General features: G+C 72.2%; 26 protein-coding genes and 1 pseudogene. 11 read left to right on the forward strand and 16 right to left on the reverse strand.

Annotated features, from left to right (window positions below; translation table 11 throughout):
- Nucleotides 1-29 precede the first annotated feature (29 nt).
- The 4 genes and pseudogenes from NAMU_RS18570 to NAMU_RS18580 all read right to left on the reverse strand — a co-directional run bounded on the left by NAMU_RS18570 (nucleotide 30) and on the right by NAMU_RS18580 (nucleotide 4,030).
- Nucleotides 30-569 carry a DUF4265 domain-containing protein gene (locus tag NAMU_RS18570; protein ID WP_015748878.1) on the reverse strand — a complete coding sequence of 180 codons (540 nt, stop codon included), beginning with the start codon at nucleotides 567-569 and terminating at the stop codon, nucleotides 30-32.
- A gap of 114 nt (nucleotides 570-683) precedes the next feature.
- Nucleotides 684-1,655, reverse strand: coding sequence for a class I SAM-dependent RNA methyltransferase (locus tag NAMU_RS18575; RefSeq protein WP_407669252.1), 972 nt, complete (start codon nucleotides 1,653-1,655; stop codon nucleotides 684-686).
- A 156-nt stretch (nucleotides 1,656-1,811) separates the two neighbouring features.
- Nucleotides 1,812-1,985 (reverse strand): annotated as a pseudogene (locus NAMU_RS31905) (TRAM domain-containing protein); the annotation flags it as partial.
- The gene (locus NAMU_RS18580) at nucleotides 1,982-4,030 is read right to left on the reverse strand and encodes an APC family permease (protein ID WP_015748880.1); all 2,049 of its coding nucleotides are present in this window, start codon (nucleotides 4,028-4,030) and stop codon (nucleotides 1,982-1,984) included. The pseudogene NAMU_RS31905 and the gene NAMU_RS18580, both read right to left, overlap by 4 nt.
- Before the next feature lie 233 nt (nucleotides 4,031-4,263).
- Here NAMU_RS18580 and NAMU_RS18585 point away from each other — a divergent pair, with 233 nt between their 5' ends.
- Both NAMU_RS18585 and NAMU_RS18590 read left to right on the forward strand, forming a co-directional pair.
- Nucleotides 4,264-4,929 (forward strand): potassium channel family protein, encoded by a 666-nt coding sequence (locus NAMU_RS18585; RefSeq protein WP_041369145.1) that lies wholly within the window; start codon nucleotides 4,264-4,266, stop codon nucleotides 4,927-4,929.
- Nucleotides 4,929-5,582 (forward strand): potassium channel family protein, encoded by a 654-nt coding sequence (locus NAMU_RS18590; RefSeq protein WP_015748882.1) that lies wholly within the window; start codon nucleotides 4,929-4,931, stop codon nucleotides 5,580-5,582. Before NAMU_RS18585 ends, NAMU_RS18590 begins: the two co-directional genes overlap by 1 nt.
- 21 nt (nucleotides 5,583-5,603) lie before the next feature.
- Here NAMU_RS18590 and NAMU_RS18595 read toward each other — a convergent pair whose 3' ends face one another.
- The 4 genes from NAMU_RS18595 to NAMU_RS18610 all read right to left on the reverse strand — a co-directional run bounded on the left by NAMU_RS18595 (nucleotide 5,604) and on the right by NAMU_RS18610 (nucleotide 7,654).
- On the reverse strand, nucleotides 5,604-6,419 hold the full coding sequence (locus NAMU_RS18595) for a DUF3159 domain-containing protein (protein WP_217180487.1): 816 nt from the start codon (nucleotides 6,417-6,419) through the stop codon (nucleotides 5,604-5,606).
- Nucleotides 6,416-6,784: an OB-fold nucleic acid binding domain-containing protein gene (locus NAMU_RS18600; RefSeq protein ID WP_015748884.1), complete on the reverse strand. Its 369-nt coding sequence runs from the start codon at nucleotides 6,782-6,784 to the stop codon at nucleotides 6,416-6,418. The genes NAMU_RS18595 and NAMU_RS18600 overlap by 4 nt, the downstream gene beginning before the upstream one ends.
- Nucleotides 6,785-6,864: 80 nt before the next feature.
- Entirely contained in the window at nucleotides 6,865-7,305 is a 441-nt protein-coding gene (locus NAMU_RS18605; RefSeq protein WP_015748885.1) for a pyrophosphohydrolase domain-containing protein, read from the reverse strand.
- A 49-nt stretch (nucleotides 7,306-7,354) separates the two neighbouring features.
- Complete coding sequence (locus tag NAMU_RS18610) at nucleotides 7,355-7,654, reverse strand: DUF4193 domain-containing protein (RefSeq protein WP_015748886.1); 300 nt, start codon at nucleotides 7,652-7,654, stop codon at nucleotides 7,355-7,357.
- A 393-nt stretch (nucleotides 7,655-8,047) separates the two neighbouring features.
- On the opposite strand from NAMU_RS18610, the gene cei reads away from it, so the two are divergent.
- The 3 genes from cei (at nucleotide 8,048) to NAMU_RS18625 (ending at nucleotide 11,287) form a co-directional block, all read left to right on the forward strand.
- Nucleotides 8,048-8,806 carry an envelope integrity protein Cei gene (gene cei, locus NAMU_RS18615; protein ID WP_138180335.1) on the forward strand — a complete coding sequence of 253 codons (759 nt, stop codon included), beginning with the start codon at nucleotides 8,048-8,050 and terminating at the stop codon, nucleotides 8,804-8,806.
- 107 nt (nucleotides 8,807-8,913) lie between these two features.
- Nucleotides 8,914-9,726 (forward strand): polyphosphate--glucose phosphotransferase, encoded by an 813-nt coding sequence (ppgK, locus tag NAMU_RS18620; RefSeq protein WP_015748888.1) that lies wholly within the window; start codon nucleotides 8,914-8,916, stop codon nucleotides 9,724-9,726.
- A gap of 214 nt (nucleotides 9,727-9,940) precedes the next feature.
- The gene (locus NAMU_RS18625; protein WP_015748889.1) at nucleotides 9,941-11,287 is read left to right on the forward strand and encodes an RNA polymerase sigma factor; all 1,347 of its coding nucleotides are present in this window, start codon (nucleotides 9,941-9,943) and stop codon (nucleotides 11,285-11,287) included.
- A 39-nt stretch (nucleotides 11,288-11,326) separates the two neighbouring features.
- Here NAMU_RS18625 and NAMU_RS18630 read toward each other — a convergent pair whose 3' ends face one another.
- From NAMU_RS18630 to cydD, 4 genes are all read right to left on the reverse strand, one after another.
- A complete protein-coding gene (locus tag NAMU_RS18630) occupies nucleotides 11,327-12,331 on the reverse strand; it encodes a M56 family metallopeptidase (protein WP_015748890.1) in 1,005 nt (334 codons plus the stop codon).
- Nucleotides 12,331-12,681 (reverse strand): BlaI/MecI/CopY family transcriptional regulator, encoded by a 351-nt coding sequence (locus tag NAMU_RS18635; protein ID WP_015748891.1) that lies wholly within the window; start codon nucleotides 12,679-12,681, stop codon nucleotides 12,331-12,333. Before NAMU_RS18635 ends, NAMU_RS18630 begins: the two co-directional genes overlap by 1 nt.
- A gap of 106 nt (nucleotides 12,682-12,787) precedes the next feature.
- The gene (cydC, locus tag NAMU_RS27610; protein WP_138180337.1) at nucleotides 12,788-14,536 is read right to left on the reverse strand and encodes a thiol reductant ABC exporter subunit CydC; all 1,749 of its coding nucleotides are present in this window, start codon (nucleotides 14,534-14,536) and stop codon (nucleotides 12,788-12,790) included.
- Nucleotides 14,533-16,254: a thiol reductant ABC exporter subunit CydD gene (cydD, locus tag NAMU_RS27615; RefSeq protein ID WP_015748893.1), complete on the reverse strand. Its 1,722-nt coding sequence runs from the start codon at nucleotides 16,252-16,254 to the stop codon at nucleotides 14,533-14,535. The genes cydC and cydD overlap by 4 nt, the downstream gene beginning before the upstream one ends.
- Before the next feature lie 318 nt (nucleotides 16,255-16,572).
- On the opposite strand from cydD, the gene NAMU_RS31910 reads away from it, so the two are divergent.
- Nucleotides 16,573-17,109: a helix-turn-helix transcriptional regulator gene (locus NAMU_RS31910; RefSeq protein ID WP_041370961.1), complete on the forward strand. Its 537-nt coding sequence runs from the start codon at nucleotides 16,573-16,575 to the stop codon at nucleotides 17,107-17,109.
- Between the two features lie 56 nt (nucleotides 17,110-17,165).
- On the opposite strand, the gene cydB is transcribed toward NAMU_RS31910, so the two are convergent.
- Together cydB and NAMU_RS18655 are read right to left on the reverse strand one after the other, a co-directional pair.
- Nucleotides 17,166-18,185: a cytochrome d ubiquinol oxidase subunit II gene (gene cydB / locus NAMU_RS18650; protein WP_015748895.1), complete on the reverse strand. Its 1,020-nt coding sequence runs from the start codon at nucleotides 18,183-18,185 to the stop codon at nucleotides 17,166-17,168.
- A gap of 88 nt (nucleotides 18,186-18,273) precedes the next feature.
- Nucleotides 18,274-19,728 carry a cytochrome ubiquinol oxidase subunit I gene (locus NAMU_RS18655; RefSeq protein WP_015748896.1) on the reverse strand — a complete coding sequence of 485 codons (1,455 nt, stop codon included), beginning with the start codon at nucleotides 19,726-19,728 and terminating at the stop codon, nucleotides 18,274-18,276.
- Between the two features lie 448 nt (nucleotides 19,729-20,176).
- Here NAMU_RS18655 and NAMU_RS18660 point away from each other — a divergent pair, with 448 nt between their 5' ends.
- Together NAMU_RS18660 and NAMU_RS18665 are read left to right on the forward strand one after the other, a co-directional pair.
- On the forward strand, nucleotides 20,177-20,371 hold the full coding sequence (locus NAMU_RS18660; protein WP_015748897.1) for a DUF7455 domain-containing protein: 195 nt from the start codon (nucleotides 20,177-20,179) through the stop codon (nucleotides 20,369-20,371).
- 125 nt (nucleotides 20,372-20,496) lie between these two features.
- Nucleotides 20,497-21,051, forward strand: a complete 555-nt coding sequence (locus NAMU_RS18665; RefSeq protein WP_015748898.1) for a hypothetical protein — start codon at nucleotides 20,497-20,499, stop codon at nucleotides 21,049-21,051.
- A gap of 20 nt (nucleotides 21,052-21,071) precedes the next feature.
- Here the strand turns inward: NAMU_RS18665 and NAMU_RS18670 are convergent, their stop codons facing one another.
- Nucleotides 21,072-22,823 (reverse strand): DEAD/DEAH box helicase, encoded by a 1,752-nt coding sequence (locus tag NAMU_RS18670; protein ID WP_015748899.1) that lies wholly within the window; start codon nucleotides 22,821-22,823, stop codon nucleotides 21,072-21,074.
- A 329-nt stretch (nucleotides 22,824-23,152) separates the two neighbouring features.
- Here NAMU_RS18670 and NAMU_RS18675 point away from each other — a divergent pair, with 329 nt between their 5' ends.
- Nucleotides 23,153-24,433, forward strand: a complete 1,281-nt coding sequence (locus NAMU_RS18675; protein WP_245544825.1) for a YihY/virulence factor BrkB family protein — start codon at nucleotides 23,153-23,155, stop codon at nucleotides 24,431-24,433.
- Between the two features lie 55 nt (nucleotides 24,434-24,488).
- On the opposite strand, the gene NAMU_RS18680 is transcribed toward NAMU_RS18675, so the two are convergent.
- On the reverse strand, nucleotides 24,489-24,722 hold the full coding sequence (locus tag NAMU_RS18680; protein WP_015748901.1) for a DUF3039 domain-containing protein: 234 nt from the start codon (nucleotides 24,720-24,722) through the stop codon (nucleotides 24,489-24,491).
- A gap of 158 nt (nucleotides 24,723-24,880) precedes the next feature.
- Here NAMU_RS18680 and NAMU_RS18685 point away from each other — a divergent pair, with 158 nt between their 5' ends.
- Together NAMU_RS18685 and NAMU_RS18690 are read left to right on the forward strand one after the other, a co-directional pair.
- Nucleotides 24,881-25,801 (forward strand): pseudouridine-5'-phosphate glycosidase, encoded by a 921-nt coding sequence (locus tag NAMU_RS18685; protein WP_015748902.1) that lies wholly within the window; start codon nucleotides 24,881-24,883, stop codon nucleotides 25,799-25,801.
- Between the two features lie 4 nt (nucleotides 25,802-25,805).
- Complete coding sequence (locus NAMU_RS18690; protein WP_015748903.1) at nucleotides 25,806-26,699, forward strand: carbohydrate kinase family protein; 894 nt, start codon at nucleotides 25,806-25,808, stop codon at nucleotides 26,697-26,699.
- Nucleotides 26,700-26,708 lie beyond the last annotated feature (9 nt).

The following is a 26,708-nucleotide window of genomic DNA, read 5'->3' on the forward strand; positions in this document are numbered from 1 at the left end:
CACGGGCCGACCGGCCCCGCGGTTCGAGTTCAGGCGCAGGCCGAGCGGGCCCCGTGCTGATCGCTGGCCACGGTGAACGCGCAGGTCATCGACTCGGCTGCAGTCAGGATCCGCACCACCGCGGTCAGGCTGACGCGTTCGGGGACGTCCACGGCGAGCATCGGCGGCTCCAGGCCGCTGCGAACCACGGCCCCCAGTGCGGTCAGCGCCTCGATCACCGGGGCCAGTTCGGCCGGGGTGGCGGCCAGCACGTGCAGGGTGGAGTGCCCGCCGCGGCTGACGATCACCCCGCCGACGTAACCGATGCCGTCGTGGCTGACCCGCACGATGTCACCGCGCGAGAGGTTGGTGACGAACCACGGCACCCCGACGATCTCGACCAGATCGTGGGCCAGCAGCACGCCCTCGATGCTCTCCGCCGGGTAGGGCGGCCACTGCTCCTCGTCGACGAGCGGGAACAGCACGTCGACCTCGGTCGGCTGGTGACCGACGGTGACGTTGCGCTCGGGCTGGTTCCCCGGACGGGTGACGACGGCCTGGGGCGATCGGACATCCACTGACATAGACATACAAAACTCCTCGACGGCGGTCGCGGCAAGCGTTGGCAACGCAGTGAAGAGTTCCGAATGGACGTCAGGGATACGTCCGATTCCGTCGGGTTCGCACCGAACCGCCGCGACCGGTCAGTCGGCGGCGGCCGGCACGAACCGGGCCACGCATTCCACGTGGTGGGTCTGCGGGAACGTGTCGAACGCGCGCAGCGAGTCCAGCCCGTAGCCACCGGCCGCCAGCGCCGCGGTGTCCCGGGCCAGGGCGGCGGGATCGCAGGCCACGTAGACGATGACGTCCGGGCCGAGCCCGGCCAGCGACGCGCAGACCCGGGGCCCGGCGCCGCTGCGCGGCGGATCCAGCACGATCGCGGCCACCGCCGGGTCCAGCGTCGGCAGCACGGCCTCGACCTCGCCGCAGCGACCGGTGAACCCCGGGTGGTCGGCCAGGTTGGCCACGGCCAGGTCGGCGGCCCGCTCGTCGGACTCCACGCCGATGACCGTCCCTTCGGGGCCGATCGCCTCGGCCAGCACCTGCGCGAACAGCCCGACGCCGCCATAGAGGTCCCAGCCGGTGCGCCCGGCCAGCTCGACGCCGGCCAGAGCGGCCGCGACCGCGGCCGCGAGTACGTCCGCGGCCGCATGGTGCGGCTGCCAGAAGCCGTCGGCGGCGACGGCGAAATCCCGCCCGGCGGCGTGTTCGGTCACGATCGGTGCCGCGCCGGGCCGGCCGGGCCAGGTGGCGGTCACCGCGCCGTCGGCGGCCTGGGCGAGCACCACCTCGGGCAGCGCGACCGGGGTGCGGCGCGGCGGCCGACCGGAGTCGCGCCGGCGGCGGCGCGGGCCGGTCGGCGGCGCCGGGTGCACGCCCGGCGGCACGTCCAGGGTGTCCGTGGCCGCGGTGATCGCCGGGTCGGCGATCAGGCACGGTCGCAGCGCATTGATCGGAACCACCCGGTGCGACCGGGTGGCCCGGGGGCCGACCCGGCCCTGCGCGTCCAGGGCCCAGCGGACCCGGCTGCGCCAGCCGACGTCACCGCCGGGCAGCGGCTCGACCACCACCGTGCGTTCGATCCCGGCCAGCCGCTGCAGCTGCTCGGCCACCACCTCGGCTTTGAGTTCGCGTTGCCGGTCCGGCTGCACGTGCTGGAAGTCGCAGCCCCCGCACCCGCCGGGCCCGTAGTGCGAGCACGGCGCCGGGATCCGGGCCGGGTCGGCCTGCAGCACCTGGATGACCTCGCCGCGGCAGAACGAGCCGGCCTTGGCCTGGGTGATCCGCACGATCGCCCGCTCCCCCGGCACGGCCAGCCGTACGAAGATGACGCGGCCGTCGTACCGGGCGACGCAGTGCCCGCCGTGGGCGACCGGACCGATCGTCACCTCGACCTCGACGCCGGGGGCCAGCTCGTCGGCGGCCGGGGCCGCCGCGCCGCTCACTCGTCCCCGTAACGGATCTCGAAGGTGCCGGTGTCGCTGGCGCCGTCGGGCGGGATCAGCGAGCCGGGCTTGCGGCCGCGGATGTAGGGCGATCGTTCGGCGCGCAGCCGGATCCGTTCGTCCAGCGCCTCGGACGAGGACAGCTGCCAGGGCACCGAGGTGACCATGACGCCCGGGGTGAACAGCAGCCGGCCCTTGAGCCGCAGCGCGGACTGGTTGTGCAGCAGGTGCTCCCACCAGTGCCCGACCACGTACTCGGGGATGAACACGGTGACCACGTCGCGGGGCGCGTTCTTGCGGGCCCGGCGCACGTAGTCCAGCACCGGCTTGGTGATCTCCCGGAACGGCGAGTCGATGACCTTGAGCGAGACCGGGATCTGCCGGTCCTCCCACTCCCGGGCCAGATCGGCGGTGTCCTCGGGATCGACGTTGACGGTGACCGCCTCCAGGGTGTCGGGCCGGGTGGCTCGGGCGAACGCCAGCGCCCGCATGGTCGGCAGGTGCAGCTTGGAGACCAGCACGATGGCGTGCACCCGGCTGGGCAGCACCAGATCGTCCTCGTCGGCGGCGATCTCCTGGGCGACCCGCTCGTAGTGCCGCTTGATGGCCTGCATGGTGACGAAGATGACCGCCATGGCCAGCAGGGCGATCCACGCGCCGGCCAGGAACTTGGTGATCAGCACGATGATCAGCACCACGCCGGTGAAGCAGAAGCCGACCGCGTTGATGGTCTGCGACCGGCGGTAGCGCCGGCGGACCGCCCCGTCGCGTTCGGTGCGCAGCAGCTTGTTCCAGTGCTTGATCATGCCCAACTGGGAGAAGGTGAACGAGACGAACACCCCGACGATGTAGAGCTGGATCAGTGCGGTGACGTCGGCCTGGAACGCGATCACCAGGATCAGCGCGATCGCGGCCAGGAAAACGATGCCGTTGGAGAAGGCCAGCCGGTCGCCGCGGGTGTGCAACTGCCGGGGCAGGAACCGGTCCTGGGCCAGGATCGAACCGAGCACCGGGAAGCCGTTGAACGCCGTGTTGCAGGCCAGCACCAGGATCAGGCCGGTGGTGAACGAGACGATGTAGAAGGCCAACGGGAACCCGGAGAAGACGGCCTCCGCGATCTGGGCGATCAACGTCTTCTGGTAGTAGCCCTCGGGGGCGCCGATCAGCTGGGTGGCCGGATCGTCGGCGAACTGCACGCCGGTGTAGAGCGTGAGCGCCACCAGCCCCAGCATCATCGACACCGACAAGGCGGCCATCAGGGCCAGCGTGGTGGCCGCGTTGCGCGACTTGGGCTTCTTGAACGCCGGCACGCCGTTGGAGATCGCCTCGACGCCGGTGAGCGCGGCCGAGCCGGAGGAAAAGCCCCGCAGGAGCAGGAAGACCAGGGCGAACCCGGTCAGGGCGGACTCGGCCTGCAGGTGGAAGTCCGCGCTCTGCGCCTTGACGTCGGCGCCGATGACGAACTCCACCAGGCCGGTGATGATCATCGCGACGATCGAGATGATGAACGCATAGACCGGGATGGCGAAGGCCGACCCGGACTCCCGGATGCCGCGCAGGTTCAACGCACAGACCAGCACGATGATCCCGATGGAGAACCACACCGGGTGATCGCCCACCACCTGGATCGCCGATCCGATGTTGGCCACGCCCGCGGCCGTCGACACGGCCACCGTCAGGATGTAGTCGACCAGCAACGCGCTGGCCACCAGCAGCCCGTACGTCGGGCCCAGGTTCTTGGTGACGACCTCGTAGTCGCCGCCGCCGCTGGGGTAGGCGTGCACGTTCTGCCGGTACGACAGGACGACCACGATCATCACCAGCGCGACCAGGCCGGCGATCCAGGGGGCGTAGGCGTAGGCGGCGAGCCCGGCGACCGAGAGCACCGCGAAGATCTCCTGCGGCGCGTACGCCACGCTGGACAGCGCGTCGGAGGCGAACACCGGCAGGGCGATCCGCTTGGGCAACAAGGTGTGCGCGAGCTTGTCGCTTCGGAAGGGCCGCCCGACCAGCAAGCGCTTGGCGGCCGTGGTCAGCTTGGACACAGTTCGCGAGCCTACGGTGGCCCGGCGGGCGCCGGCACCACGGCGGCCCCGAACACCGCTCCCGCGCGCCCGCGGCGCGGTCGCGCGGTCGGCCCGCGGCGCCACGATGTAGGTTTCTCCCTGCCGGGGCGGAGTGGTACCGCCGGCCCCGCAAGGCCGCGTCCACCCCGCCCGGACGGACCGCCCGGATGGACAGGGCCGCGGCGTCCATCAGCAGCGAAAGGGCACCCCGCGTGCACATCGTGATCATGGGTTGCGGCCGGGTCGGGTCGTCACTGGCCCGCCAGCTCGGCCGCGCCGGGCACTCGGTCGCCGTCATCGACCGCGATCCGGCCTCGTTCCGCCGGTTGGGCAGCGAGTTCCACGGCCAGCAGGTCACCGGCATGGGCTTCGACCGGGACGTGTTGCTGGCCGCCCGGATCATGGAGGCGCACGCGTTCGCGGCGGTCTCCTCCGGCGACAACTCCAACATCATCGCCGCCCGGGTCGCCCGCGAGCAGTTCAACGTGGAGACCGTGGTCGCCCGCATCTACGACGCCAAACGGGCCCAGGTCTACGAGCGCCTGGGCATCCCGACCGTGGCCACCGTGCCGTGGACCACCGACCGGCTGCTGCGGATGATCATCCCGGAGGGCCTGATCAGCGAGTGGCGGGACCCCTCGGGCACGGTGACGATCGTCAACCTGCCCTACCACCGGCACTGGATCGGCCGCCCGCTCAGCGAGCTGGACGCCGCCGTCGGCGTGCACGCGGCGTTCGTCGTGCGGTTCGGCCGGGGCCTGCTGCCCTCGCCCGAGACCGTCGTCCAGGACGGCGACCTGATCTACGCCTCGGTGCTCTCCCGTGACATTCACGACGTGGCCGACAAGGCCGCCATTTCCCCGGTGGACGGTCTGTAATGCGCATCGCCATCGCCGGAGCCGGTTCGGTGGGCCGGTCCATCGCCGGTGAGCTCGTCGAGAACGGCCACCAGGTCATGCTGATCGACCGGGACCCGGAGGCCATCAAGCCGGGCCGGATCGAGGCGGCCGAGTGGGTGCTGGCCGACGCCTGCGAGGTCGCCCTGCTCGAGGACGCCGGCCTGCAGACCTGCGACGTGGTCATCGCCTGCACCGGCGACGACAAGGTCAACCTGGTGGTCTCGCTGCTGGCCAAGACCGAGTTCGCGGTCGGCCGCGTGGTCGGCCGGGTCAACGACCCCCGCAACGAGTGGCTGTTCACCGACGCCTGGGGCGTGGACGTGGCCGTGTCGACGCCGCGCATCCTGGCCGCGCTGGTCGAGGAGGCGGTCTCGGTCGGTGACCTGGTCCGCCTGTTCACCCTGCGCCAGGGCCAGGTCAACCTGGTCGAGGTCACCCTGCCGCCGACCACCAGCATCGCCGGCCGGCCGGTGCGTGATCTGAAGCTGCCGCGGGACGCGGCCCTGGTCACCATCCTGCGCGGCGGGCGGGTCATCGTGCCGCAGCCGGACGAGCCGTTGGAGCCCGGGGACGAGCTGCTGTTCGTCGCCTCCACCGAGGTGGAGGGTCAGGTGCGCGAGGCCCTGCGCTAAGGGGCCGGGACGCCGGTGCCCTCAGGTGGCCTCGGAGGACTGCGGGTCGTCCTTGCCCGGCCGGCTGGACTCCCGCAGGTGCCGGATCCGGGACCGCCAGGTAGTGGCGTGCTCGGGCCAGGTGCCGTGGGCCACGATCAGCACGCTGGCCGCGATGGCCACCACGAACAGCGGGTAGCCCATGATCAGCCGGAAGGCGGCCAGCCAGCCGACCTGGTCCGAGTCGTACAGGTAGTTCTGCACCAGGTAGCGCACGGCGAACACGACCACCCAGACGAAGGTGGCCCAGTCGTAGCGCCGGACCAGGGCGCGGTCCTTGCGCCAGGCCGTGCCGCGCCCGTTGACCGATTCCCAAATGACGCCGATCAGCGGCCAGCGCACGACGATCGAGAGCAGCAGCGCGCCGCCGTAGAGCAGGTAGCTCCAGATGCCGAGCAGGAAGTAGCCCTTGGCCGAGTCCGTGCGGTAGGCGATGTAGGCGGCGATGCCGACGCCGAACAGGCCGCCGATCGCCTGGGTGACCGGGCGTTTACGGGCGATGCGCATGATCGCGATGACGACGGCCGCGGTCACCGCCGCGCCGATCCCCCAGCCCAGCCCGCCGACGGTGTTGGCGACGATGAAGACCAGCACGGGCAGGCCGGAATCGACCATGCCCATGACGCCGCCCATCTGGTCCCAGACGGTGGCCGGCGGCCGGGCGGCCGGACCCGGCGCGGTCGCGGGCGGCGGCCCCCACTCGGCGGCGGGCGGGGGGCCCGGATCGATCTCCGGCGATTCGTGCGGCGCGGCACCCGCCGGCTCACGGCCGTACGGGTCGGTCGGACCTGAACTCACGCGTGCGCCGGCAGCAGGTCGTAGTCGGGGTTGTAGATCACCTTGCGGCCGTCCCGGATGGCGACCCGGCCGCGCACCTTGACCGTCCGACCGGGCTCGATACCGGGGATGGAACGGCGGCCCAGCCAGATCAGCTGGACGCCCTCGGTCCCGTCGTAGAGCTCGGCGACCAGGGTGGCCAGCGAGTCGGTGGGCCGCAGGTCGACGTAGCGCAACCGGCCCTGCAGCTTGACCACCTCACCCTGGCAGCAGATCTGGGCGCGGACCGCGCCCGAGGCATCGGCCTCGCCGCTGAGCCGGTCGGCGTCGACCTCGTCGTCGTCCCGGGTGAGCTTGCGGATCCAGGTGGAGAACGATCCCGCCATGGCCCGTCCCTCCTGTCTCGCCACTGCAGATGTCGGGTCCGGTGTGCGGCCTCGGGGCCCACGCACCGGGTGGTGCTGTCCTAGTCGAGGGTAACCCCGCCACCGGCCCGGGCGCCCTGCCCGAGCACGGCGGCGATGTCCGGCGGGCGGTAGTGCGGACCCTTGAGCACCTTGCCGTCGGCCCGGCGCACCGGGCGCCCGTCCGCGCCCAGCTTGGTCATGTTCGACGCGTGCACCTCGTCGAGCACGGCATCCAGATCGATGCCGTACACGTGGGCGGTGCCGTACGCGACGTAGACGATGTCGGCCAACGCGTCGGCCACCCCGACCACGTCGCCGGCCCGCACCGCGTCGGCCAGCTCGCCGACCTCTTCCTCGATCAGGGCCTGCCGCAGCAGTGCCTGATCGGAGCCGACGCCGGCGGTCGGCTCGTCGCGCATCGGCAGCCCGTAGGCCCGGTGGAAATCACCCACCTGCCGGTGGGCCCGGCTGGGGCCGGACTCCACCGGGGCGGCGGGCACTTCTGTGTCCTGTATCACCTGTTGCCCCGCACCCGACCCGGCGTGCGGGTCAGGCACAGTCCACGCACACCAGGCGCCCGCCGTTGTCGGCGGCCAGCCGGCTGCGGTGCTGCACCAGGAAACACACCGAACAGGTGAACTCGTCCGCCTGCTTGGGGATGACCTTGACGGTCAGCTCCTCACCGGACAGGTCCGCCCCGGGCAGTTCGAAACTCTCAGCGGTGTCGCCCTCATCGATGTCCACCACCGCGGACTGGGCCTCGTTGCGCCGCGCCTTCAGTTCTTCCAGCGAATCCTCGGACGGTTCGTCGGACTCGTTCCGACGTGGAGCGTCGTAGTCGGTAGCCATGTTCACTTCCTCACCCTGGGATCGCCCCAGGTCTCATCTGCTCCGTTTACTGCGACCCGGGTAACGCATCCGACCCACGTTTTGTGCCCGCTGCGGTCGCCGTCACACCCGGCTCGTTGGTCACCACGGCGCGCCGACGAAGAACCAAGGGGAGCACCACTGGGCCGCGCCGACGCTATCGGCGCGCGCAGAGTAGCCGATACCCCGGCCGGAGGCGAGCGGGGGTCCGGGCCGGCTCGGCGTGGCTTTACCCTGGTTCCATGTCGCGCCCGCCATGATGGCGCCAGCCGCCGCGCAGCGACGCGCGCACTCCGGTGTTCGCCCGCGTCGAACTTCTCGCGGCCAGACGTCGGTCAGCCGGCCGGCTCCACGGAACAGAAGGGTCCCCCAGCGGTGAGTCGCGAGTCCGCGCCCGATCGGTATCGACGGCGTCACTACTGGCCGGTGGCGATCGTGCTCATCGTCTTGTTCGTGGTGGGCGCCATCATCTGGTTCCCCAGCCTGCGCGAGAGCGCCGCCGACAGCGGCGCCTGCAACGCCCCCGGGCCGGCCCCGGTGACCACCGCGCCGACCATCCGCAGCACCGCCGCCGATCCGACCGCGACCGGGGACACCGCCGCGCCGGCCACGCCCACCACCCCGACCTCGACCGCGCCGCCGATCGTCACCTCGTTGGGCGCCTACGCCGACCACGAGAGCCTGGCCAACGTCCGGCCGGCCAACCCCTCGACCATCCTGCTGACCGTGTTCAATGCCAGCAGCGTGCGCGGGCAGGCCAAGGCGGTGGCCGACGAGCTGCGGGCGGCCGGCTTCGAGTCGATGCTCGCCAGCGGCAACGATCCGCTGTACCCGGCCTCCGACCTGAACTGCGTGGCCCAGATCCGCTTCGGCCCGGCCGGGGCGGCCGCGGCCCGGACGGTGCTGCTGGTGGCACCGTGCGCGCAGCTGGTCGTCGACTCCCGGGTCGACGATTCGGTGGACCTGGCGCTGGGCGGCCGCTACATCTACGACTCGGTCAGCAGCGAGACCCGCGACCAGCTCAAGCAGATCAAGGACGCCGCGACCCCGCCGGCGGTCATCGAGGGCCAGACCGCGGCGGCCAAGCCGCTGCCGCCGATTCCCGCACTGCCCACGGCCGACTGCGCCACCTGAGCCCCGGGCGCGCTGATGCTGCCGTCCCGGACTTCGATCAGTACGATTTCGGCACCGTGCCGCCCACGCCCCACCCGGGCGGCGTACTCGATTGGCGAGGAGTTCGTGTGGCAACCAACCAGCCCGACATCGCTTTCGGCATCGACATCGGTGGCACCGGGATCAAGGGCGGCGTGGTCGACCTGCGCGGCGGCGTGCTGATCGGCGAGCGCTTCCGGCTGCCGACGCCCAGCCCGTCCACCCCCGAGGCGGTGGCCAAGACCGCCGGTCAGGTCGCCGCCAACTTCGACTACTCCGGTCCGTTCGGGGTCGACTTCCCCGGCGTCGTCCTGAACGGCGTCGTGCAGACGGCCGCGAACGTGGACAAGGGCTGGATCGGCACCTCGCTGCAGCAGGCCATGGAGCCGCACCTGCCGGGTCCGGTGACCGTGCTCAACGACGCCGACGCGGCCGGGCTGGCCGAGGCCCGCTACGGCGCCGGCCGGGGCCGGCGCGGCCTGGTCATCGTGGTCACCTTCGGCACCGGCATCGGCATCGCGTTGATCAACGACGGCAAGCTGGTGCCCAACGCCGAGCTCGGGCACATCGAGCTGGACGGGCACGACGCGGAGACCAAGGCGGCCGCCTCGGCCCGGGAGCGCGACGGCCTGAGCTGGGAGCAGTGGGCCAAGCGGGCCTCCAAGTACCTGCGCCACCTGGAGAACCTGCTCTGGCCGGAGCTGTTCATCCTCGGCGGCGGCATTTCCAAGAAGCCGGAGAAGTGGGTGCCGCTGCTGCGCAACCGCACACCCACCGTGGTCGCCCAGCTGATCAACAACGCCGGCATCGTCGGCGCCGCGCTGGCCGCCAGTGAGGCCCAGACCCCGGCCGAAGCGGCCGAGTCCCCGGCCGAGTCCACCCAGACCCTGATCCTGGACTGACGGGTACGACCGGCCGATTTTCGGTGGTCCGCCGATCGCGGGCCTCGATTCGGTCGTGGCCGGGAGGCGGCGCGGCTACACTGGAGCGGTCGCTTTCCGGCAGGACCACGGTTCTCGAGTTCGGATCCCTCGCGTCGGCTCAGCGCAAGCTGTACCCCGGCGTGAGCGGAATCGGACCGCCGTGTATGCGGCTCGTTGACGCGAAAGGGCATCAGTGGCAGGCGCAGCAACCTCTCCCAGTTCGACAAGGACCCGACGGTCGGCTTCGGGCGATCCCGGGGCAGCCATCAGGTCCGCTCCCCAGGCGGCCGATCCGGCGACGGACCCGACCGCCCTGGAGGCGACCGACGAGGCTCCCGAAGAGGAGCTCATCGGTGGGGCCGACGACGTCGAACTGATCGATGTCGAACAGGTCGCCGACGACGCGACCGCGACCGGCACCGCGGTGGTCGGGGTCCTGGAGATCGACGAGGCGGACGAGGACGACGAGGAGGAGGCCGCGACCCCGGCGGTGGCCAAGGCCAAGCCCGCCGGCAAGGACGCGACCCCCGACAAGCCGGGCGAGTCCGAGGAGTTCACCTGGGACGACGAGGAGGAGTCCGAGGCGCTCAAGCAGGCGCGCAAGGACGCCGAGCTGACCGCGTCGGCCGACTCCGTCCGCGCCTACCTCAAGCAGATCGGCAAGGTCGCGCTGCTCAACGCCGAGGAAGAGGTGGACCTGGCCAAGCGGATCGAGGCCGGCCTCTACTCCTCCGAGCGGATGCGCCAGTTCGAGGAAGCCGGCGAGCGACTGCCCAACCAGATGCGGCGCGACCTGCGCTGGATCAAGCGGGACGGCGAGCGGGCCAAGAACCACCTGCTCGAGGCCAACCTGCGGCTGGTCGTCTCGCTGGCCAAGCGCTACACCGGCCGCGGCATGGCGTTCCTGGACCTGATCCAGGAGGGCAACCTCGGTCTGATCCGCGCGGTCGAGAAGTTCGACTACACCAAGGGCTACAAGTTCTCCACCTACGCCACCTGGTGGATCCGGCAGGCGATCACCCGGGCCATGGCCGACCAGGCCCGCACCATTCGTATCCCGGTGCACATGGTCGAGGTCATTAACAAGCTCGGCCGCATCCAGCGCGAGCTGCTGCAGGACCTGGGCCGCGAGCCCACTCCGGAAGAGCTCGCCAAGGAAATGGACATCACCCCGGACAAGGTGCTGGAGATCCAGCAGTACGCCCGGGAGCCCATCTCCCTCGACCAGACCATCGGTGACGAGGGTGACTCGCAGCTCGGTGACTTCATCGAGGACTCCGAGGCCGTCGTGGCCGTGGACGCGGTCTCGTTCACCCTGCTGCAGGACCAGCTGCAGGCCGTCCTGCAGACCCTGTCCGAGCGGGAGGCCGGCGTCGTCCGGCTGCGCTTCGGCCTGACCGATGGTCAGCCGCGCACCCTGGACGAGATCGGCCAGGTCTACGGGGTCACCCGCGAGCGGATCCGGCAGATCGAGTCCAAGACGATGTCCAAGCTGCGGCACCCGTCGCGCTCCCAGGTGCTACGCGACTACCTGGAGTAAACCGCTCGGCCGGTCCCGGCCAGCGCTGTCCCGACCGAACTACCAGGTCAGGGTCAGCACGGTGGCCGGGATCGCCAGCAGGCCGGCCGCCGTGAGCACGATCAAGGCCCGGGCGAACAGCGGCAACGGCCGCGGATCGTTCATCCGCCGCACCCGGTCGGTCACGCACGTCCCCGATCCGGCCCGATGCGCGTCACTTCCGGCGGCCTGGCCGCCGATGGTGTCGGGGCCGTCGGTACCGGCCCGGGTCCGTCCCTCCAGGGCGACCCGGGTGAGCGCCGAGGCCAATGCGCCCGGGGCCGACCGGGCCCGCGCGACGTCGTCGGCGAGCATCTCGGTCAACTCCGTCACCGACCGCCCGGCCTCCCGCACCCCACGCACCCGGCCGACTGCGGCCACCCAGGACTGGAACGGCAGGATCAGGATGTCGTGCCGGGCCCGGAGGTGGGCCCGTTCGTGTTCGACCACCGCGGCCAGCTCGACCGGGGTGAGCAGGTCGACCAGCCCGGTGGAGACGACCAGCCGGGCGTGCAGACCGGGCAGGGTGTACGCGACCGCGCTGCGGTGATCCATCAACCGGACCTGGCAGCCGGCGCCGATCGGCACCCGGGGCGGGATCGGTCGGGTCAGCAGATCCAGCAGTTGTCGGTGCCCGCGGCGCCGGCGCACCGTGCGCCAGGCCGTGCGGATCAGGGTGGTCAGCAACAGCACGGCGACGGCCAGCCCGAGCAGCCCGCAGACCGCGCGCCAGGGCGCCAGCTCCCCCGCGAACAGCGACCCCCACCAACTCAGCCCGGCGCCGACCAGGGTGTGCCCGGACGGCTCGACGGCCAGCAGGGCCAGCCCGGCCACCACCGAGAATCCCGCGCCCAGGCAGACCCCCTGCCACAGCAGCAGGCTGCAGGCCGGCGCGCGCCGGGGCCAGCGGGCGTGGGCCAGCGCCAGGCTGACCGGCGCCGCCAGCGTCACCCCGATCAGGACCAGCAGGCAGCCGATCGCGGCGACCGGCGTCGGCCCCGCGGCCGGGGCCAGGTCCGCATCCATCAGCAGGGGCCGTCGAGGGCGCGCCGCAACGCTTCCTGGTCCTGTTCGGAGATCCCGCCGACGAACCTGGTCAGTGCCGCATCCCGATCCGGAGCCCCGTCCAGCACCTGCCGCATCAGGGTGGCCAGGTGCTCCTCCCGGCCCGCGGTCGCCTCGTACGAATGGGCCCGGCCGTCCCGGGACCGGCGGACCAGACCCTTGGTCTCCAGCCGGGACAGCACGGTGAGCACGGTGGTGACCGCGAGTTCGCGACCGGGCAACGCCTCGACGACGGCCCGGGCGGTCATCGGCTCACCGGCGTCCCAGAGCACGTCGACGACGGCCCGTTCCAGCTCGCCTCTGCCGGCCATGCACTCTCCTTCGGTCCGAGCACCCATCATCCTCCCCGGCCCCGGAACCGGCGAGAACGGTCCCACCGGCCGCCTCCGGCGCCGGCTCGATGCCCGGCGCGGGTCGTCAGCCGACCCGGCGCCCGCCGGCGAGCCGGACCACCTGGTCGGCCAGGGCCTCGTCCTGCGGGCGGTGCGAGACCAGCAGCACGCACCGGCCCGGGTCGGGTCGCATGATGCGGGCGGTGACGGACTCGGCGGTGGCCCCGTCCAGATGCGCGGCCGGTTCGTCGGCCAGCAGCACCGGCCGGTCGGCCAGGATCGCCCGGGCCAGCGCGATGCGCTGACGCTCGCCGCCGGAGACCGCCCGCCCGTGTTCGCCGACCGGAGTGTCCAGGCCCTGGGGCAGCCCGTCGAGCCAGCCGCCGGCGCCGGCCTCGCGCAGGGCCGCCTCGACCTGCGCCGCGTCGGCGTCCGGGCGGGCCAGCCGCACGTTCTCCAGCACCGTGGAGTCGAACAGGTGCGCGCTCTGGTCGCACCAGGAGAACCGGGTGCGGACCTGGTCGGGATCGAGCTCGGCGACGTCGACCCCGTCCAGGGTGATCCGCCCGGTGGTCGGGGTGAGGAAGCCCAGCAGCACGGCCAGCAGCGTGGATTTGCCCGAACCCGACTCCCCCGCCACCACGATCCGCCGGCCCGGCACCAGGTCCAGGTCGATGTCGGTCAGCGCGTCGCGGTCCGCCCCGGGCCAGCGGGCGCCGACCCCGCGCAGCCGGATGATCGCGCCGGCGGCCGGCTCCGGCAGCGGTCGGGGGTGAACCGGCGGAGGTGCGGTGACCGGCGGGGTGTCCATCACGGCGAACAGGCGGCGCAGCGCGGCCGTGGCCCGATGCAGGGCCGCGGCGGCCACCCCGACCGCCTGCACGGTGTCGGTCAGGGCCAGTGGGGTGAGCACGATCACGGCCAGCAGCACCGGGTTCAGGTCGGCCGCGGCGACCGCCGGCACCCCGAACCAGGCCGCGACCCAGACGGCCGCGCCCATGGCCGCGACGGCGACCGCGGCGGCCACCCCGGCCGCGCGGGCGGTCCCGGCCGCGATCCGCCGGCTGTCGGTCTCGATCTGGTCGAGCTCGTCGAGCCGCCCGGCCAGCCCGTCGGAGACGGTCAGCTCGGGCAGGTCGTCCAGCAGCTCGGTGACCAGCCGGGTCCGGCCGGCCCGGATCTGCACGGCTTGCCCCTCGACCCGGGCGGAGCGGCGGGCCGAGAGCACCGGCACCAGCACGCAGGCCACCACCAGCGCCACGGCCAGCGCCACCCCGGCGGCCGGCAGGATCAGCGCCAGCAGCACGACGGTGCCGGCCCCGACCAGGGCGGCCCCGGCCAACGGCAGCAGCCCGCGCAGGAAGGCGTCCCCGGCGTCGTCGACGTCGTCGACGGTGCGGGCCAGCAGATCCCCGCGCCGCCACACCGGCAGGGCGGCCGGCGCGATCAACGCCAGGTGCGCGACCAGCCGCTGCCGGATGCCGCCCAACACCCGGAAGGCGGCGTCGTGCGAGATGAGCCGCTCCACGTAGCGCAGCACGCCGCGGCCGATGCCCAGCGTCCGGACCGAGACCACGGCGACCATCAGGTACAGCACGGGTGGTTGCTGGGCGGCCCGGGCGATCAGCCAGGCCGACGTGGCCATCAGGCCGACCGCGCATCCGGTGGCCAACGCGCCGACGACGGCGGCGCCGAGCAGTCGCCAGCGCACCCCGGCCGCCTGGGACCACAACCGGGCCAGCGGCGCCATCCGGCGAGGCACCGCAGGTGCCGCCGGTGCGGCCGGCGGGCCGGCCGGGGCCACGGACGCGGCCCCGGAACGGGGGGCGGTCACCACGGGTTCACCCCGGTGGTGGCCAGCGCGGTGCCGGCCTCGCCGTCCGCGGGATCGGTCTGCTCGATCGCGGCCGTCTCCAGCCGCACGACGTGATCGGCCAGGGCGAGCGGGCCGGGCCGGTGGGTGACCAGCACCACCGTGCGTCCGGCGAGGTATCGCCGGATGCCGGCCAGCACCCGTTGCTCCGTGTCGCCGTCCAGCGCGGCGGTGGGCTCGTCCAGCAGCAGCACCGGGGCCGGCCGGGCCAACGCCCGGGCCAGCGTCAGGCGCTGCCGTTGGCCCTGCGACAGACCGGCCCCACCGTCACCGAGCCGATGCTCCAGGCCACCGGGCAACGCATCGACGAAATCGGCCGCGTCCACCGCGACCAGGGCCGCGCGCAGCGCCGCCTCGTCCAGACCGGGGTGACCCAGGCTCAGGTTCTGTCGGATGGTGCCGGCCTGCAGGGCGCCGCCCTGGGCCGCCCACCCGAGCTGGCCGCGCCACCATCCGGGATCCAGCTCGGCCACCGGGACGGGGTCGGTGCCGGCCCCACGCACGTCCACCGCACCGGAGTCGGGTCGAACCACCCCCGCGATCAGCTGCAACAACGTGGTCTTGCCGGCGCCGCTGTCGCCGATGACGACGGTCACCTGACCCGGCGGCACGCTCAGGGTCAGCGGGCCGACGGCGCCGCGCTCCCCCGGGCGGCCCACCGTCGCGTCCTGCAGGCCGATCTCGAACGGCCCGGCCAGATCGCGGCGGGTGCCGGCCGGCGGCGGCGGCGTGTCCAGCACGTCCAGCACCCGGCCGGCCGCCTCCACCCCGTCCGCCGCGGCGTGGAACTGGGTGCCCAGCGCCCGCAGCGGCAGGTAGGCCTCGGGGGCCAGGATCAGCACGGCCAGGCCCACCTCCAGGGTCAGCCCGCCGTACACCAGCCGCAGCCCGATCGCCACGGCGACCAGGGCCACCGACAACGAGGCGAGCAGTTCGAGCACCATCGAGGACAGGAACGCCACCCGCAGAGTGACCATCGAGGACCGGCGGTAGTCGTCGGTCACCCGGCGGACCGCCTCGGCCTGGGCCTTGGCCCGGCCGAACACCTTCAGGGTGGGCAGCCCGGCCACGACGTCGGTGAAGTGCGCGGCCAACCGGGACAGGCTGGCCCACTTGGCCCGGGTCTGCCGGTCGGTGTACCAGCCGACCAGCGCCATGAACAGCGGGATCAACGGCAGGGTGACCAGCACGATGATGGCGCTGGTCAGGTCGGCGCTGAACAGGTAGATCAGCATCATCACCGGCACCACCACCGAGAGCACCAGCTGCGGCAGGTAGCGGGCCAGGTAGGTGTGCAGCGATTCGACCCCGGTGGTGGCCAGGACGGCGAGCCGCCCGGTCTGTTCGCCGGATCGCCAGCGGGGACCCAACGCGGCCGCGTGCAGCACCAGATCGCGCCGCAGCCCGGCGGTGACCGCCGACGCACTGCGCCCGGCCAGTTCCTCCGACGCCCAGGCCAGCCCGGCGCGGATCGCGATCACCACGGCCAGCACCCCCAGGCGGCCGGCGACCTGTTCCAGGCCGGCCCCGCCGATGATCACCTCGGCCAGGATCCCGGCCAGCAGGACGGCCTGGACGATCACCACCAGCGCCGACAGAACACCCAGGACCACGGACAGCACGATCAACCGGCGCACGCCGGTGGCGTACCGGGCCAGTCGCGGGTCGAAGGGTCTCACGGCACCAGTGAAACAGAGCGGTCGGACAGCAGGGCGGCGGCCGCGGCGCCGTCACCCTGCGGATGCCGGCGTTTGACTGCGCTGAGTACCGGGTACATCACCTGGTGATGAAGACCCAGTCGCGGACTCAACCGTTCAGGGGCCCAGGAGGGACCAAGAACCATGACGCTTGATACCGACAGTGAGACCCGGTCAGCACTCATGTCACATACCTCGATCGCGCCGCGTGCCCGTTTTGTGCCCCGGCAACGCAGTGCCATCGCGGACCACCGCCGTCTGGGCGGATCCGCCGAGCCCACCGACCTCGTGGCCGGGGCGATGACCGTGCTCATCGCCGATCCGGTGCCCAGCAGCCGGGAACGGCTGGCCACCGAATTGGCCTCCGGCGGGGCCGGTCAGGTCATCCAGGCCGACAGCGTGCGTGCCGTGGAGATCCTGATCGAGAACTCGACCGGCGGTCAGCTGGCCCTGGTCAGCCTGGGTTTCGGCGATCCGGCGCCCCGACTGATCCGCGGCCTGGCCCAGGTTCCGTGGACCCGGGTGCTGGCCGTGGCCCTGTCCCGGCAACCGGAGCCGCTGCTGGCCGCCCTGGCCGCCGGCGCCACCGGCGTGCTGCGGGGACACCCGGGAGGCGCCGACCCGGATCTGTCCGGCCGGCTGGGCCGGTTGACCGCCCGTGAACTGGACGTGCTGCGGCTGGTCGCCGAGGGTCGCACCAATAAGTGGATCGCCGAACAGCTGTCGCTGTCGGCGTTGACCGTCAAGAGCCACCTGGCCCGGATCAGCCGCAAGCTGGGCACTGGCGACCGCTCGCACCAGGTCGCGGTGGCCATGCGCGCCGGGATGATGCGCTAACCCTGGGCCCGTGCGGGTCCGGACCGGCGTCGCCGGCCCGGACCCGGCCGCGGCCATCAATGGCTGGGCACCGAGGTCGGTGACTCGGGGATCTGCTTGGTCGAGATCCGCTTGCGGAAGATCCAGTAGCTCCACGCCTGGTAGCCCAGGATCAACGGGACGAACAGCAGGGCGATCCAGCTCATCACGGTGAGCGTGTACGGGGTGGACGCGGCGTTCTCGATGTTCAGCGAGTAGTCCGGGTTGATCGTCGAGGGGAACACGTCCGGGTAGATCGAGGCGAACCAGCCGGTGACCAGCATCCCGGTGGACACCGCGGAGGCCAGGAACGCCCAGCCGTCGCGGTTGGCGCGCGTCAACAGCACCGCCGCCAGCATCGCGACCACGGCCAACGCGCCCAGCACGACCGAGCCGGTGGTGCCCCGGATGAACTGCTGCCAGACGACGGCCACGGCCATCACCACGAGCGCGACCGGCCCGAGCCGGACGGCCAGCCGCTGCGCCCGTTCCCGAACCTCCTGGGTGGTCTTCAGGGCCAGGTATACCGACCCGTGGGTCAGGAACAGCAGCAGCGTGGTCAGGCCCATCAGCAGCGCGAACGGGTTGAGCAGGTCCAGGAAGGTGCCCACGTACTCGTGCTCGGCGTTCAGCGCGACGCCGCGCACCACGTTGCCGAAGGCAACGCCCCAGAGCAGGGCCAGCCCCCAGGAGGTGACCAGGATGGACAGGTCCCAGCGGGCCCGCCAGGTATCGCTGTGCCCCTTGCCCCGGTACTCGAAGGCCACCCCGCGCACGATCAGCAGCACCAGGATCAGCACCAGGGCCAGGTAGAAGCCCGAGAACATCGAGGCGTACCACTCGGGGAAAGCGGCGAAGGTCGCGCCGCCCGCGGTGAGCAGCCAGACCTCGTTGGCGTCCCAGACCGGGCCGATGGTGTTGATCAGGACCCGGCGGCCCTTCTCGTCCTTGCCGACGATGCGCAGCAGCGCGCCGACGCCGAAGTCGAAGCCTTCCAGGACGAAGTATCCGATCCACAGGATGGCGATGAGGACGAACCAGAGGTTGTTCAGGAACACGGTTGACCGCTCCTAGGTGCCAGGGCCGGCGGTAGTTCGAGGACAGGGGTGGTGACGGCGGTGATCACAGCGGTCGGGCGCATGGCGATCAGTAGGCGAACGCCAGTGGCTTCTCGTCCGCGTCCGCGGGCGTCCCTTCGTCGTCGCCGCCGAACCCACCGCTGCGCGGCTTGCCCCGGCGGATCGAGGCCAGTGCCTCCTGCTCGCTGGGCGGGCCGATCTTGACGTACTTGACCACCAGGCCGACCTCGACCACCGCGAGGATCCCGTACAGCAGCGTGAAGATGATCAACGAGGTCAGCACCGAGCCGCCGCTGACCGACGGCGAGACCGATTCCTCGGTCCGGTAGAGCCCGACCACCGTCCAGGGCTGGCGACCCATCTCGGTGAAGATCCAGCCGGCCGAGTGGCCGACCACCGGTCCGGCGATGGCGAACATCGCCAGCCGCCAGACGGTCTTGGATTCGGGGAGCCGGCCCTTGCGGGTCAGCCACAGGCCGACGATCGAGACCAGCAACATGACGAAGCCGGCGCCCATCATGATCCGGAACATCCAGTAGGCGACCGGGATGATCGGCCGGTAGTCGCCTGGGCCGTACTGCTCCTCGAACTGGGCCTGCACGTCGTTGATGCCCTCGACGGTGCCGGAGAACGACTCGGTGGCCATGAACGAGAGCACGCCGGGCACCCGGATGGAGAACACCTCGCTGGAGCCGTCCAGCGTGCCGATCGTGAACAGCGAGAACGACGCGCCCTCGGTGGTGTCCCACAGCGCCTCGGCGGCGGCCATCTTCATCGGCTGCACATCGGTCATCACCTTGGCCAGCAGGTCGCCGGTGACGATCACCGCCAGCGATCCGATGAGCATGCCGACCAGGCCGAACCGTACCGCCGGCCGGAAGACCTCGACGTCGCGCTTCTTCATCAGGAAGTACGACGCGATGCCCGCGAACATGGCCGCGCCGGACAGGATGGCCCCGGCGATAACGTGCGAGTACGCCCACATGTTCAGCGGCTGGGTCAGCACCGCCCAGATGTCGTTCATCTCGGCCCGGCTGCGGTCGGCGTTCACCGTGACACCGACGGGGTGCTGCATGAACGAGTTGGCCGACATGATGAAGAACGCCGAGAGCATGGTGCCGATCGAGACCAGCCAGATGCACGCGCAGTGCAGGCGCGGCGAGAGCTTGTCCCAGCCGAAGATCCACAGCCCCAGGAACGTGGACTCCAGGAAGAACGCGAGCAGGGCCTCCATGGCCAGCGGAGCGCCGAAGACGTCGCCGACGAACCGGGAGTAGCTCGACCAGTTCATCCCGAACTGGAACTCCTGGACGATGCCGGTCACCACGCCGATCGCGAAGTTGATCAGGAAGATCTTGCCCCAGAACTTCGTGGCCCGCAGGTACACGGGCTTGCGGGTGCGGACCCACGCGGTCTCGGTGATCGCGATGAAGAACGCCATGCCGATCGTGATCGGCACGAACAAGAAGTGGTACACGGTGGTGATCCCGAACTGCCAGCGGGCAATACCCAAGGGATCCACAGCTAGTTCTCCTCCTTCTGGCGGGCCGTTCGGCGGCGGCTGACGGCGACTCAACGAGACTGCTGGTTGGCGCCCCTTTCGATCAAGGACCAAAGTCCCGAGGTCAGTGTGACGCCTCACACCGGCAGTTGCAGTTTCTACCGGCCAGCGGGACGACACGGATGCGAACGGTGTCTTACGCCACGGGCGAATTCCCGGCCCGGACGGGCCCGGGGATGGCACGATGAGCGGGTCAGCGTCACCCGCAAGGACCCATCGTTACCGGCGATCGCTACGAATGACCGGTATCGGACAACCGGCGCGGTGCCTCTGACGTCCCAGACGTGGAGACAGCGACGTCTCGTCTTGATGGGAAGGACAGCGCCACGTACCAACACCCGTGAACGCGAAGTCGGACGTGAACGGTGACGAAGCTGCCACCGCGGTGGCGGCCGATGGGAGGACGACAATGACCGAGACTCTTGCCAGTCCAGCTGCGCTCACCGCCGCCGATCGTTGCGACCGTTGCGGTGCGGCCGCCCGCGTGCGCGCCCTGCTGCCCACGGGCGGCGAACTGCTGTTCTGCAATCACCATGCCAAGGAGCACGGGGCCCGGCTCGAGCAGCTGGCCGCGGTGATCCACCGCTCGCGCGACGAGTCCTGAGCGGCTCGTAGTCACGACGATCTGACCGGCCGCGGCCCCCGCCGCCGGCCGGTCACGCGATCGGGCGGTTCCGCCGTCGCCTGCTCATGCGCGATGATGCAGGCACCGATCGGGAGGTGCGGGGCATGTCACAACTGGGACGCGCAGTGGCGCCCTCGGTCGTGGCCGCCCCGCCCCCGCCCCATCGGTCGGTGCGAGCCGACCCGGTCGCGGCCATCTTTCTCCTGCTCGCCGGGGCGATCGGCATCTGGCAGCTGCTGGTCCCCTGGCTCACCACGACGGCGGCCGCGTCCGCGGTACTGTCCGGGGCCGGTGCCGGCCCGGCCGGCCAGCTGACCGGCTGGCGCATCTACCGGGCCCTGCGGGCCGCTCCTGCACCGTCCAGCGAAGTGAGCTGGGCCACCCTGGCTATCCTGGGATGCGCCGTCGGCGGTGGCGCGCTGATCGTGCTCGGCCTGGCCATGATGGCGCCGCTCAACCATCGCCCGTTGGGGGCGGCCGCCCTGGTCATCTCGCTGCTGTCGGCGGCGGGGGCCCTGTGGGTCGTCGTGCACGCCCGGATGGTCTTCGACGTCGGGGTGTTCAGCCTGTTCGGTCAGACCACGGTCGGCTGGTACCTGTTCCTGGGCTCCGGCCTGCTCGGCGTCATCGGGTCCTGGAAGGCCCTGTCCACCGGCTGACGCGCGGGCCGGGGCGAGAGTTACAGCAGGCCCAGCAGGTGGTCCCGGCGGGCGGTCAGCACGTCCGGGTCGGCGGCCGCCGAGGCCGGTCCGGGCACCGCCCGACGCACCTGGGAGTGCACGCTGGCGTGCGGCTTGCCGGTCCGCGCCGCGACCCGGGCAACCAGCTGATTGACCTCACGCCGCAGATCCGCGGCGGCCCGCCAGCCGGCCATCGACCCGGCGTCCGGGTCCGGCGCGTCGGCCAACGGGTCCCGCGGCATGGATCGCACCCGGCGCCGCAGGTCGGAATCCCGGGTGGCCAGCAGGGCCGCGGTCTGTTCCGGGCTGAGCAATCCGGGCAGCCCCAGATAATCCTGGTCCTCCTCGCCGATCATCCCGGACGTCATGACGGCCGGCTCCCGGCCCGGCGCCGACCCGCCGGACACCACGGCCCGGCCCGAGTGCAGCACGTGCGCGAACTCGGCCTCCGAGTCCAGGCCCTCGATCTTCCGGCTGCCCGGCTCGACCGGCTCCCGGGGCAGCGGATCGGCCAGCGCGTCCAGGTCGTCCTGCACCGGCGGGGGCGGCGCCATGACGTAGTTGCGGTCCTGCTCCAACTCGGCGGCCAGGGCCAGCAGCGGCCGCACGGCCGGCAGGAACACCGTCGCCGCCTCGTGCGCCCCCCGGGCCCGGACCACGCGGCCGACGGCCTGGGCGAAGAACAGCGGCGTCCGGTAGGAGGTCATCCAGGCCAGACAGGCGGCGCGGGGGATGTCGACGCCTTCGGAGATCATCCGCACACACACCGCGATCCGCTCGTCGCTGCCGCGGAACCGCTCGATCCGCTTGGATGCCGCGGCGTCGTCGGACAGGATCAGCACCGGGCGTGTGCCGGTGATGCGATGCACCACGTCGGCGTAGTCCCGGGCGTCGTCCTGATCACTGGCCAGGACCAGCCCGGCGGCGTCGGGAATGCCCGAGGACCGCAACTGGCTGATCCGCTCGTCCATCGCCGCGATGACGTGCGGCACCCAACCACCGGCCGGATCCAGCGCCGTCCGCCAGGCCGCCGTCTCCACCGACTTGGTGCCGGCCTCGGTGAGCGAGGCGGCGATCACCTCGCCGGCGCTGTTGCGCCACCGGGAGACGCCGCTGTAGGCGGCGAACACGACCGGCCGGACCACCCGGTCGGCCAGCGCCCGGCGGTAGCCATAGGTGAAGTCGGCGACCGAACGCAGCAGGTCGCCGTCGATCTCGTACTCGACGAACGGGATCCGCTCGCCGGCCCGGGTCCGGAACGGCGTCCCGGTCAGCGACAGCCGCCGGTGCACCTCGCCGAACGCCTCGCCGACCGCCTCACCCCAGGACAACCCGTCCCCGGCGTGGTGGATCTCGTCGAGCACCACCAACGAGCGCAGCTTGCCGCTGCGGGCCTGGTGGATGGCCGGGCGCGCCGCGACCTGCGCGTACGTGGCGACATAGCCCTGGCAGCCGGCCGGCACCGGGCCCTGCGCGTTGGACATCTTCGGGTCCAGCACCAGGTTGAAGGCGGCGGCCGCGTCGGCCCACTGGGTGCGCAGATGGTCGGTCGGGCAGACGATGACGACGCGGTCGATCACCCGGCGGCGCAGCAGGTCGCCGGCCACCGCGAGGGCGAACGTCGTCTTGCCGGCGCCCGGGGTGGCAGTGACCAGGAAGTCGCGCCGTCCCCCGCCGGCGTGCGCCGCATGGTAGGCCCCCAGTGCCTCGCGCTGCCAAGGCCGCAGCGGCGGCTGCCCCACCCCGCTCACCCGTCCCTCCGCTCCGTCACCCGGCCGGGTGGCCGCGCGCCTCGGTGCTCGCCCGAGATCACTGGTTGTGTCATCGATTCCGATGGCTGGGCCGGCCGTCCGGCGGCCGCGCCGACCCACGACCCTACCCTCGCCCCCGACCCCCGCGGACCGTTCCGGGCCCGCGCGGCGGGGCGCCGGTGCGGGTGTCGGCTCGGGTTCGGCGTGGCGGGCCGGGGCGCGCCGGGCGGGCCGGAGATTGTTGCGAATCGGTGTCGGTGCGCCGGCAACCGGCCGCCGAAGCAGTGTCGTGTTGGCACCGTCGGCGTCGGGCAAGGCAGACTCGTGAGGTGAGCACGGCCGTCCCGCCACCACGGGATCCGACGCGGCCCGCGGGGGGCCGCACGCTGAGTGCACCCTCCGCCCCGGCCGGTCCGCCCCCCGTTCCTGCCGCCCCACCCGTCGCCGCCGCGGCGGACGCGAGTGCGACGGCACCGTACGAGCCGGCGGTCGCCCGCAACGGGTCCGCGGGGCCGACGGGGCCGGACGCCACCGCGACGGTGGCCCTGCACCGCTTCGACCTCGATCCGGCGCCCGATCCAGCGCCTTCCCCGGCCGATGTCCAGCACACCGTCCCCTGGTTCCGGCAGGGCACCGGGCCCGCGGCCATCGCGCCGCCCCGGGTCCGGCACCGCTGGCGCAAGGTCATCGGCCGCACCCTGTCCAAGGCCTGGGGCGATTCCCTGTTCGGGATGAGCTCGCAGGCGGCGTTCTGGTGCGCCCTGTCCACCGCACCGCTGCTGTTGGCCCTGCTCGGCCTGGTCGGCTACGTGGTCGGCTGGTACTTCCCGGCGGGCACGATCGACCAGGTCCGTGAGCAGATCCTGATCTTCCTCAACGCCATCTTCAACGAGGAGGTCGCCGACAACCTGGTCGGCAACACGGTCGAGACGATCCTGAGCCAGGGCCAGGCCGACGTGGTCTCGGTCGGCCTGGTGATCAGCCTGTGGGCCGGCTCGTCGGCGATGTCGGCGTTCGTGGAGTCGATCACCATCGCCTACGGCCAGCACGAGGTGCGTCATCCGGTCGCCGAGCGCTTCTTCGCCCTCGGCCTGTACCTGCTGGCCTTGCTGTCCGGCATCATCATGCTGCCGCTGCTGGCCATCGGCCCGGACTACCTGCCCAAGGTGTTCCCCGAGTCGTGGCGCCCGCAGGTCTCCAACATCGTCAACATCGCCTACTACCCCACGCTGGCGCTGGGGCTGATCTTCCTGCTGACGGTGCTCTACAAGGTCGCCCCGAAGCACAAACATCCCTGGTACCGAGGCGTGCCCGGGGCGTTCCTGGCGGCCGCGGTGTTCATCGTCACCAGCTTCGGGCTCCGGCTGTACCTGTCGTACGTGTACGCGCACGGGCTGACCTACGGGGCGCTGGCCACCCCGATCACGTTCCTGCTCTTCTACTACTTCGTGTCCATGGCCGTGATCATCGGCGCCCAGTTCAACAACGCGACGCTGGAGTACTACCCGCCGCGGCCGTCGAAACGGGAACTACGTCGCTGGCAGCGCTACGACCCCGAGCAGGACCAGGTGGACCCGGCCGATCCGGCCGCCGGGCGGCCGGCGACCTAGCCGCCGGCCGGACCGGGCCAACGATCAGGCCGGCAGCTTCTCAGGCCTTCGGCGATCAGGCCTTGAGCGACTCGTAGATCTTCTTGCAGTCCGGGCACACCGGCGAGCCCGGCTTGGGCGAGCGGGTCACCGGGAACGTCTCGCCACACAGCGCCACCACGAAGCTGCCCATCACCGCCGATTCGGCGATCTTGGACTTGCGCACGTAGTGGAACATCTTCGGCGTGTCGTCGTTGTCGGTGGTGCTTTCCAGCGGCTTCTCGAGCGTGGTGGTGGTCGGGGAGGACATCAGGGGCTCCTGTTCGTTGGCGCCGCTCGCGATTCGCGGTGGCCGGCCTGTACCGGCCATGATGCCAGTCGCCGGGCCACCCTGTCCCCGCCCGACCCGGCAGTCAGCAGTGCCGAACCGGTTCCGATCCGGACCCGAGCTGCCGTGAAGGAGATGACGTGACCGGTCCGCTGGTGGTGTCCGACGAGGTGAGCGCGGCGGTCCGAGCCGGCCGGCCGGTGGTCGCGCTGGAATCGACCATCCTGGCCCACGGGCTGCCCCGCGGGGAGAACCGGCAGGTGGCCGCGAAGATCGAGGCGGCGGTCCGGGCCAACGGCGCGGTGCCGGCCACGATCGCGGTGCTGGACGGGGCGATCCGGATCGGACTGGGCGCCGCGGAGCTGGACCGGCTGTGCTCGTCGGCGGAGATCGCCAAGCTGTCCGTGCGCGACCTGGGGGTGGCGCTCGCCCTCGGGGTGCCGGGCGCGACGACCGTCGCCTCGACCGCGGCCCTGGCCCACCGGGCCGGGATCTCCGTGTTCGCCACCGGTGGCCTGGGCGGGGTACACCGGGAGGCCGGTCGCACCTTCGACGTCTCGGCCGACCTGCGGGTGCTGGCCAGCACGCCGATCGTGGTGGTGTGTGCCGGGGTGAAATCGATCCTGGACGTCGGGGGCACGCTGGAATACCTGGAGACGCTCTCGGTGCCGGTGCTCGGATACCGCAGCGACCGGTTCCCCGGCTTCTACCTGTCCGATTCCGGCTTCACCGTGCCCTGGCGGATCGACGAACCCGAGCAGGCCGCGGCGGTGCTGGCGGCCCGCCGCCGGCTCGCGCTGGATCAGGCCGGGGTGGTGGTGGCCAATCCCCTGCCGCCGGATCGCCAGCTCGATCCGGAGCTGCACGACCGGACCCTGGCCCAGGGCTTGGCCATCCTGGCGGCCGAGTCGGTCACCGGCAAGGACGTCACCCCCCGGTTGCTCGCGCACTTCCATGCGGCCACCGCCGGGGCCAGCCTGCGGGTCAACGTGGAGCTCGTGCTGTCCAACGCCGCGCTGGCCGCCCGGATCGCGGTGGCCGTGGCCGGCGCGGAGAGCTGAGCCGGTGAGCGCGGCGCCGCCCCCACGGGTGACCGTGGTCGGCGACGTCGGCCTCGACGTGCGGTGCCGGCTGACCGCGGCCCTGGCCCCCGGCGACGACACCCCGGCCCGGATCACCGCCCACCCCGGCGGGGCCGGCGGCAACACCGCGGCCTGGCTGGCCGACCTGGGGGTCCGGGTCGAGCTGATCGCCCGGGTCGGCGACGACGAAGCCGGCCGGACGGCCGCCACCGAACTGGGGGCCCGCGGGGTGGGCTGCCGGTTCGTCGTCGACCCGCAGCATCCGACCTGCCGGGTCGTGGTCCTGCTCGGTCCGGACGGCGATCGGACGATGGTCTCCGACCGGGGCGCCAATGCCGCGCTGCATCCGGACGACATCCGGCTGACCGACCCCGGGGCCCCCGGCCACCTGCACCTGTCCGGCTACGTGCTGCTGGACGAGGCCTCCCGCCCGGCCGGACGGGCCGCGCTGGCCCGGGCCGCCGCGGCCGGCTGGAGCACCTCGGTGGACCCGCAGACCGCGGCCGGCCTGAGCGCGGTGGGCGCGGACACTTTTCTGGAGTGGGTGCGCGGCGTCGATCTGCTCCTGCCCAACGACACCGAACTGGCCGCCCTGGGCGGGCCGGCCGCGGCCCTGGCCGTGGTCCGGGCGGTGGCGGTCACCCACGGCCGGCAGGGGGCGACCTGGTTCGCCGGCACCGAGCAGCGGCGCGCGGTGGTCGAGCGGGTCGACGACACCGACAGCACCGGCGGCGGTGACGCGTTCAACGCGGGCTTCCTGGCCGCCTGGCTGGACGGGGCGGAGCCGGGCGCGGCGCTGGCCGCCGGGGTCCGCGCCGGAACCAGGGTGGCCGGTGCGGCCGGTGCCCGGCCGGTCCTGGACGGGCCGGCCGGCTGACGCCGCGGG

The sequence above is a fragment of the Nakamurella multipartita DSM 44233 genome (assembly GCF_000024365.1).
GTDB lineage: Bacteria > Actinomycetota > Actinomycetes > Mycobacteriales > Nakamurellaceae > Nakamurella > Nakamurella multipartita.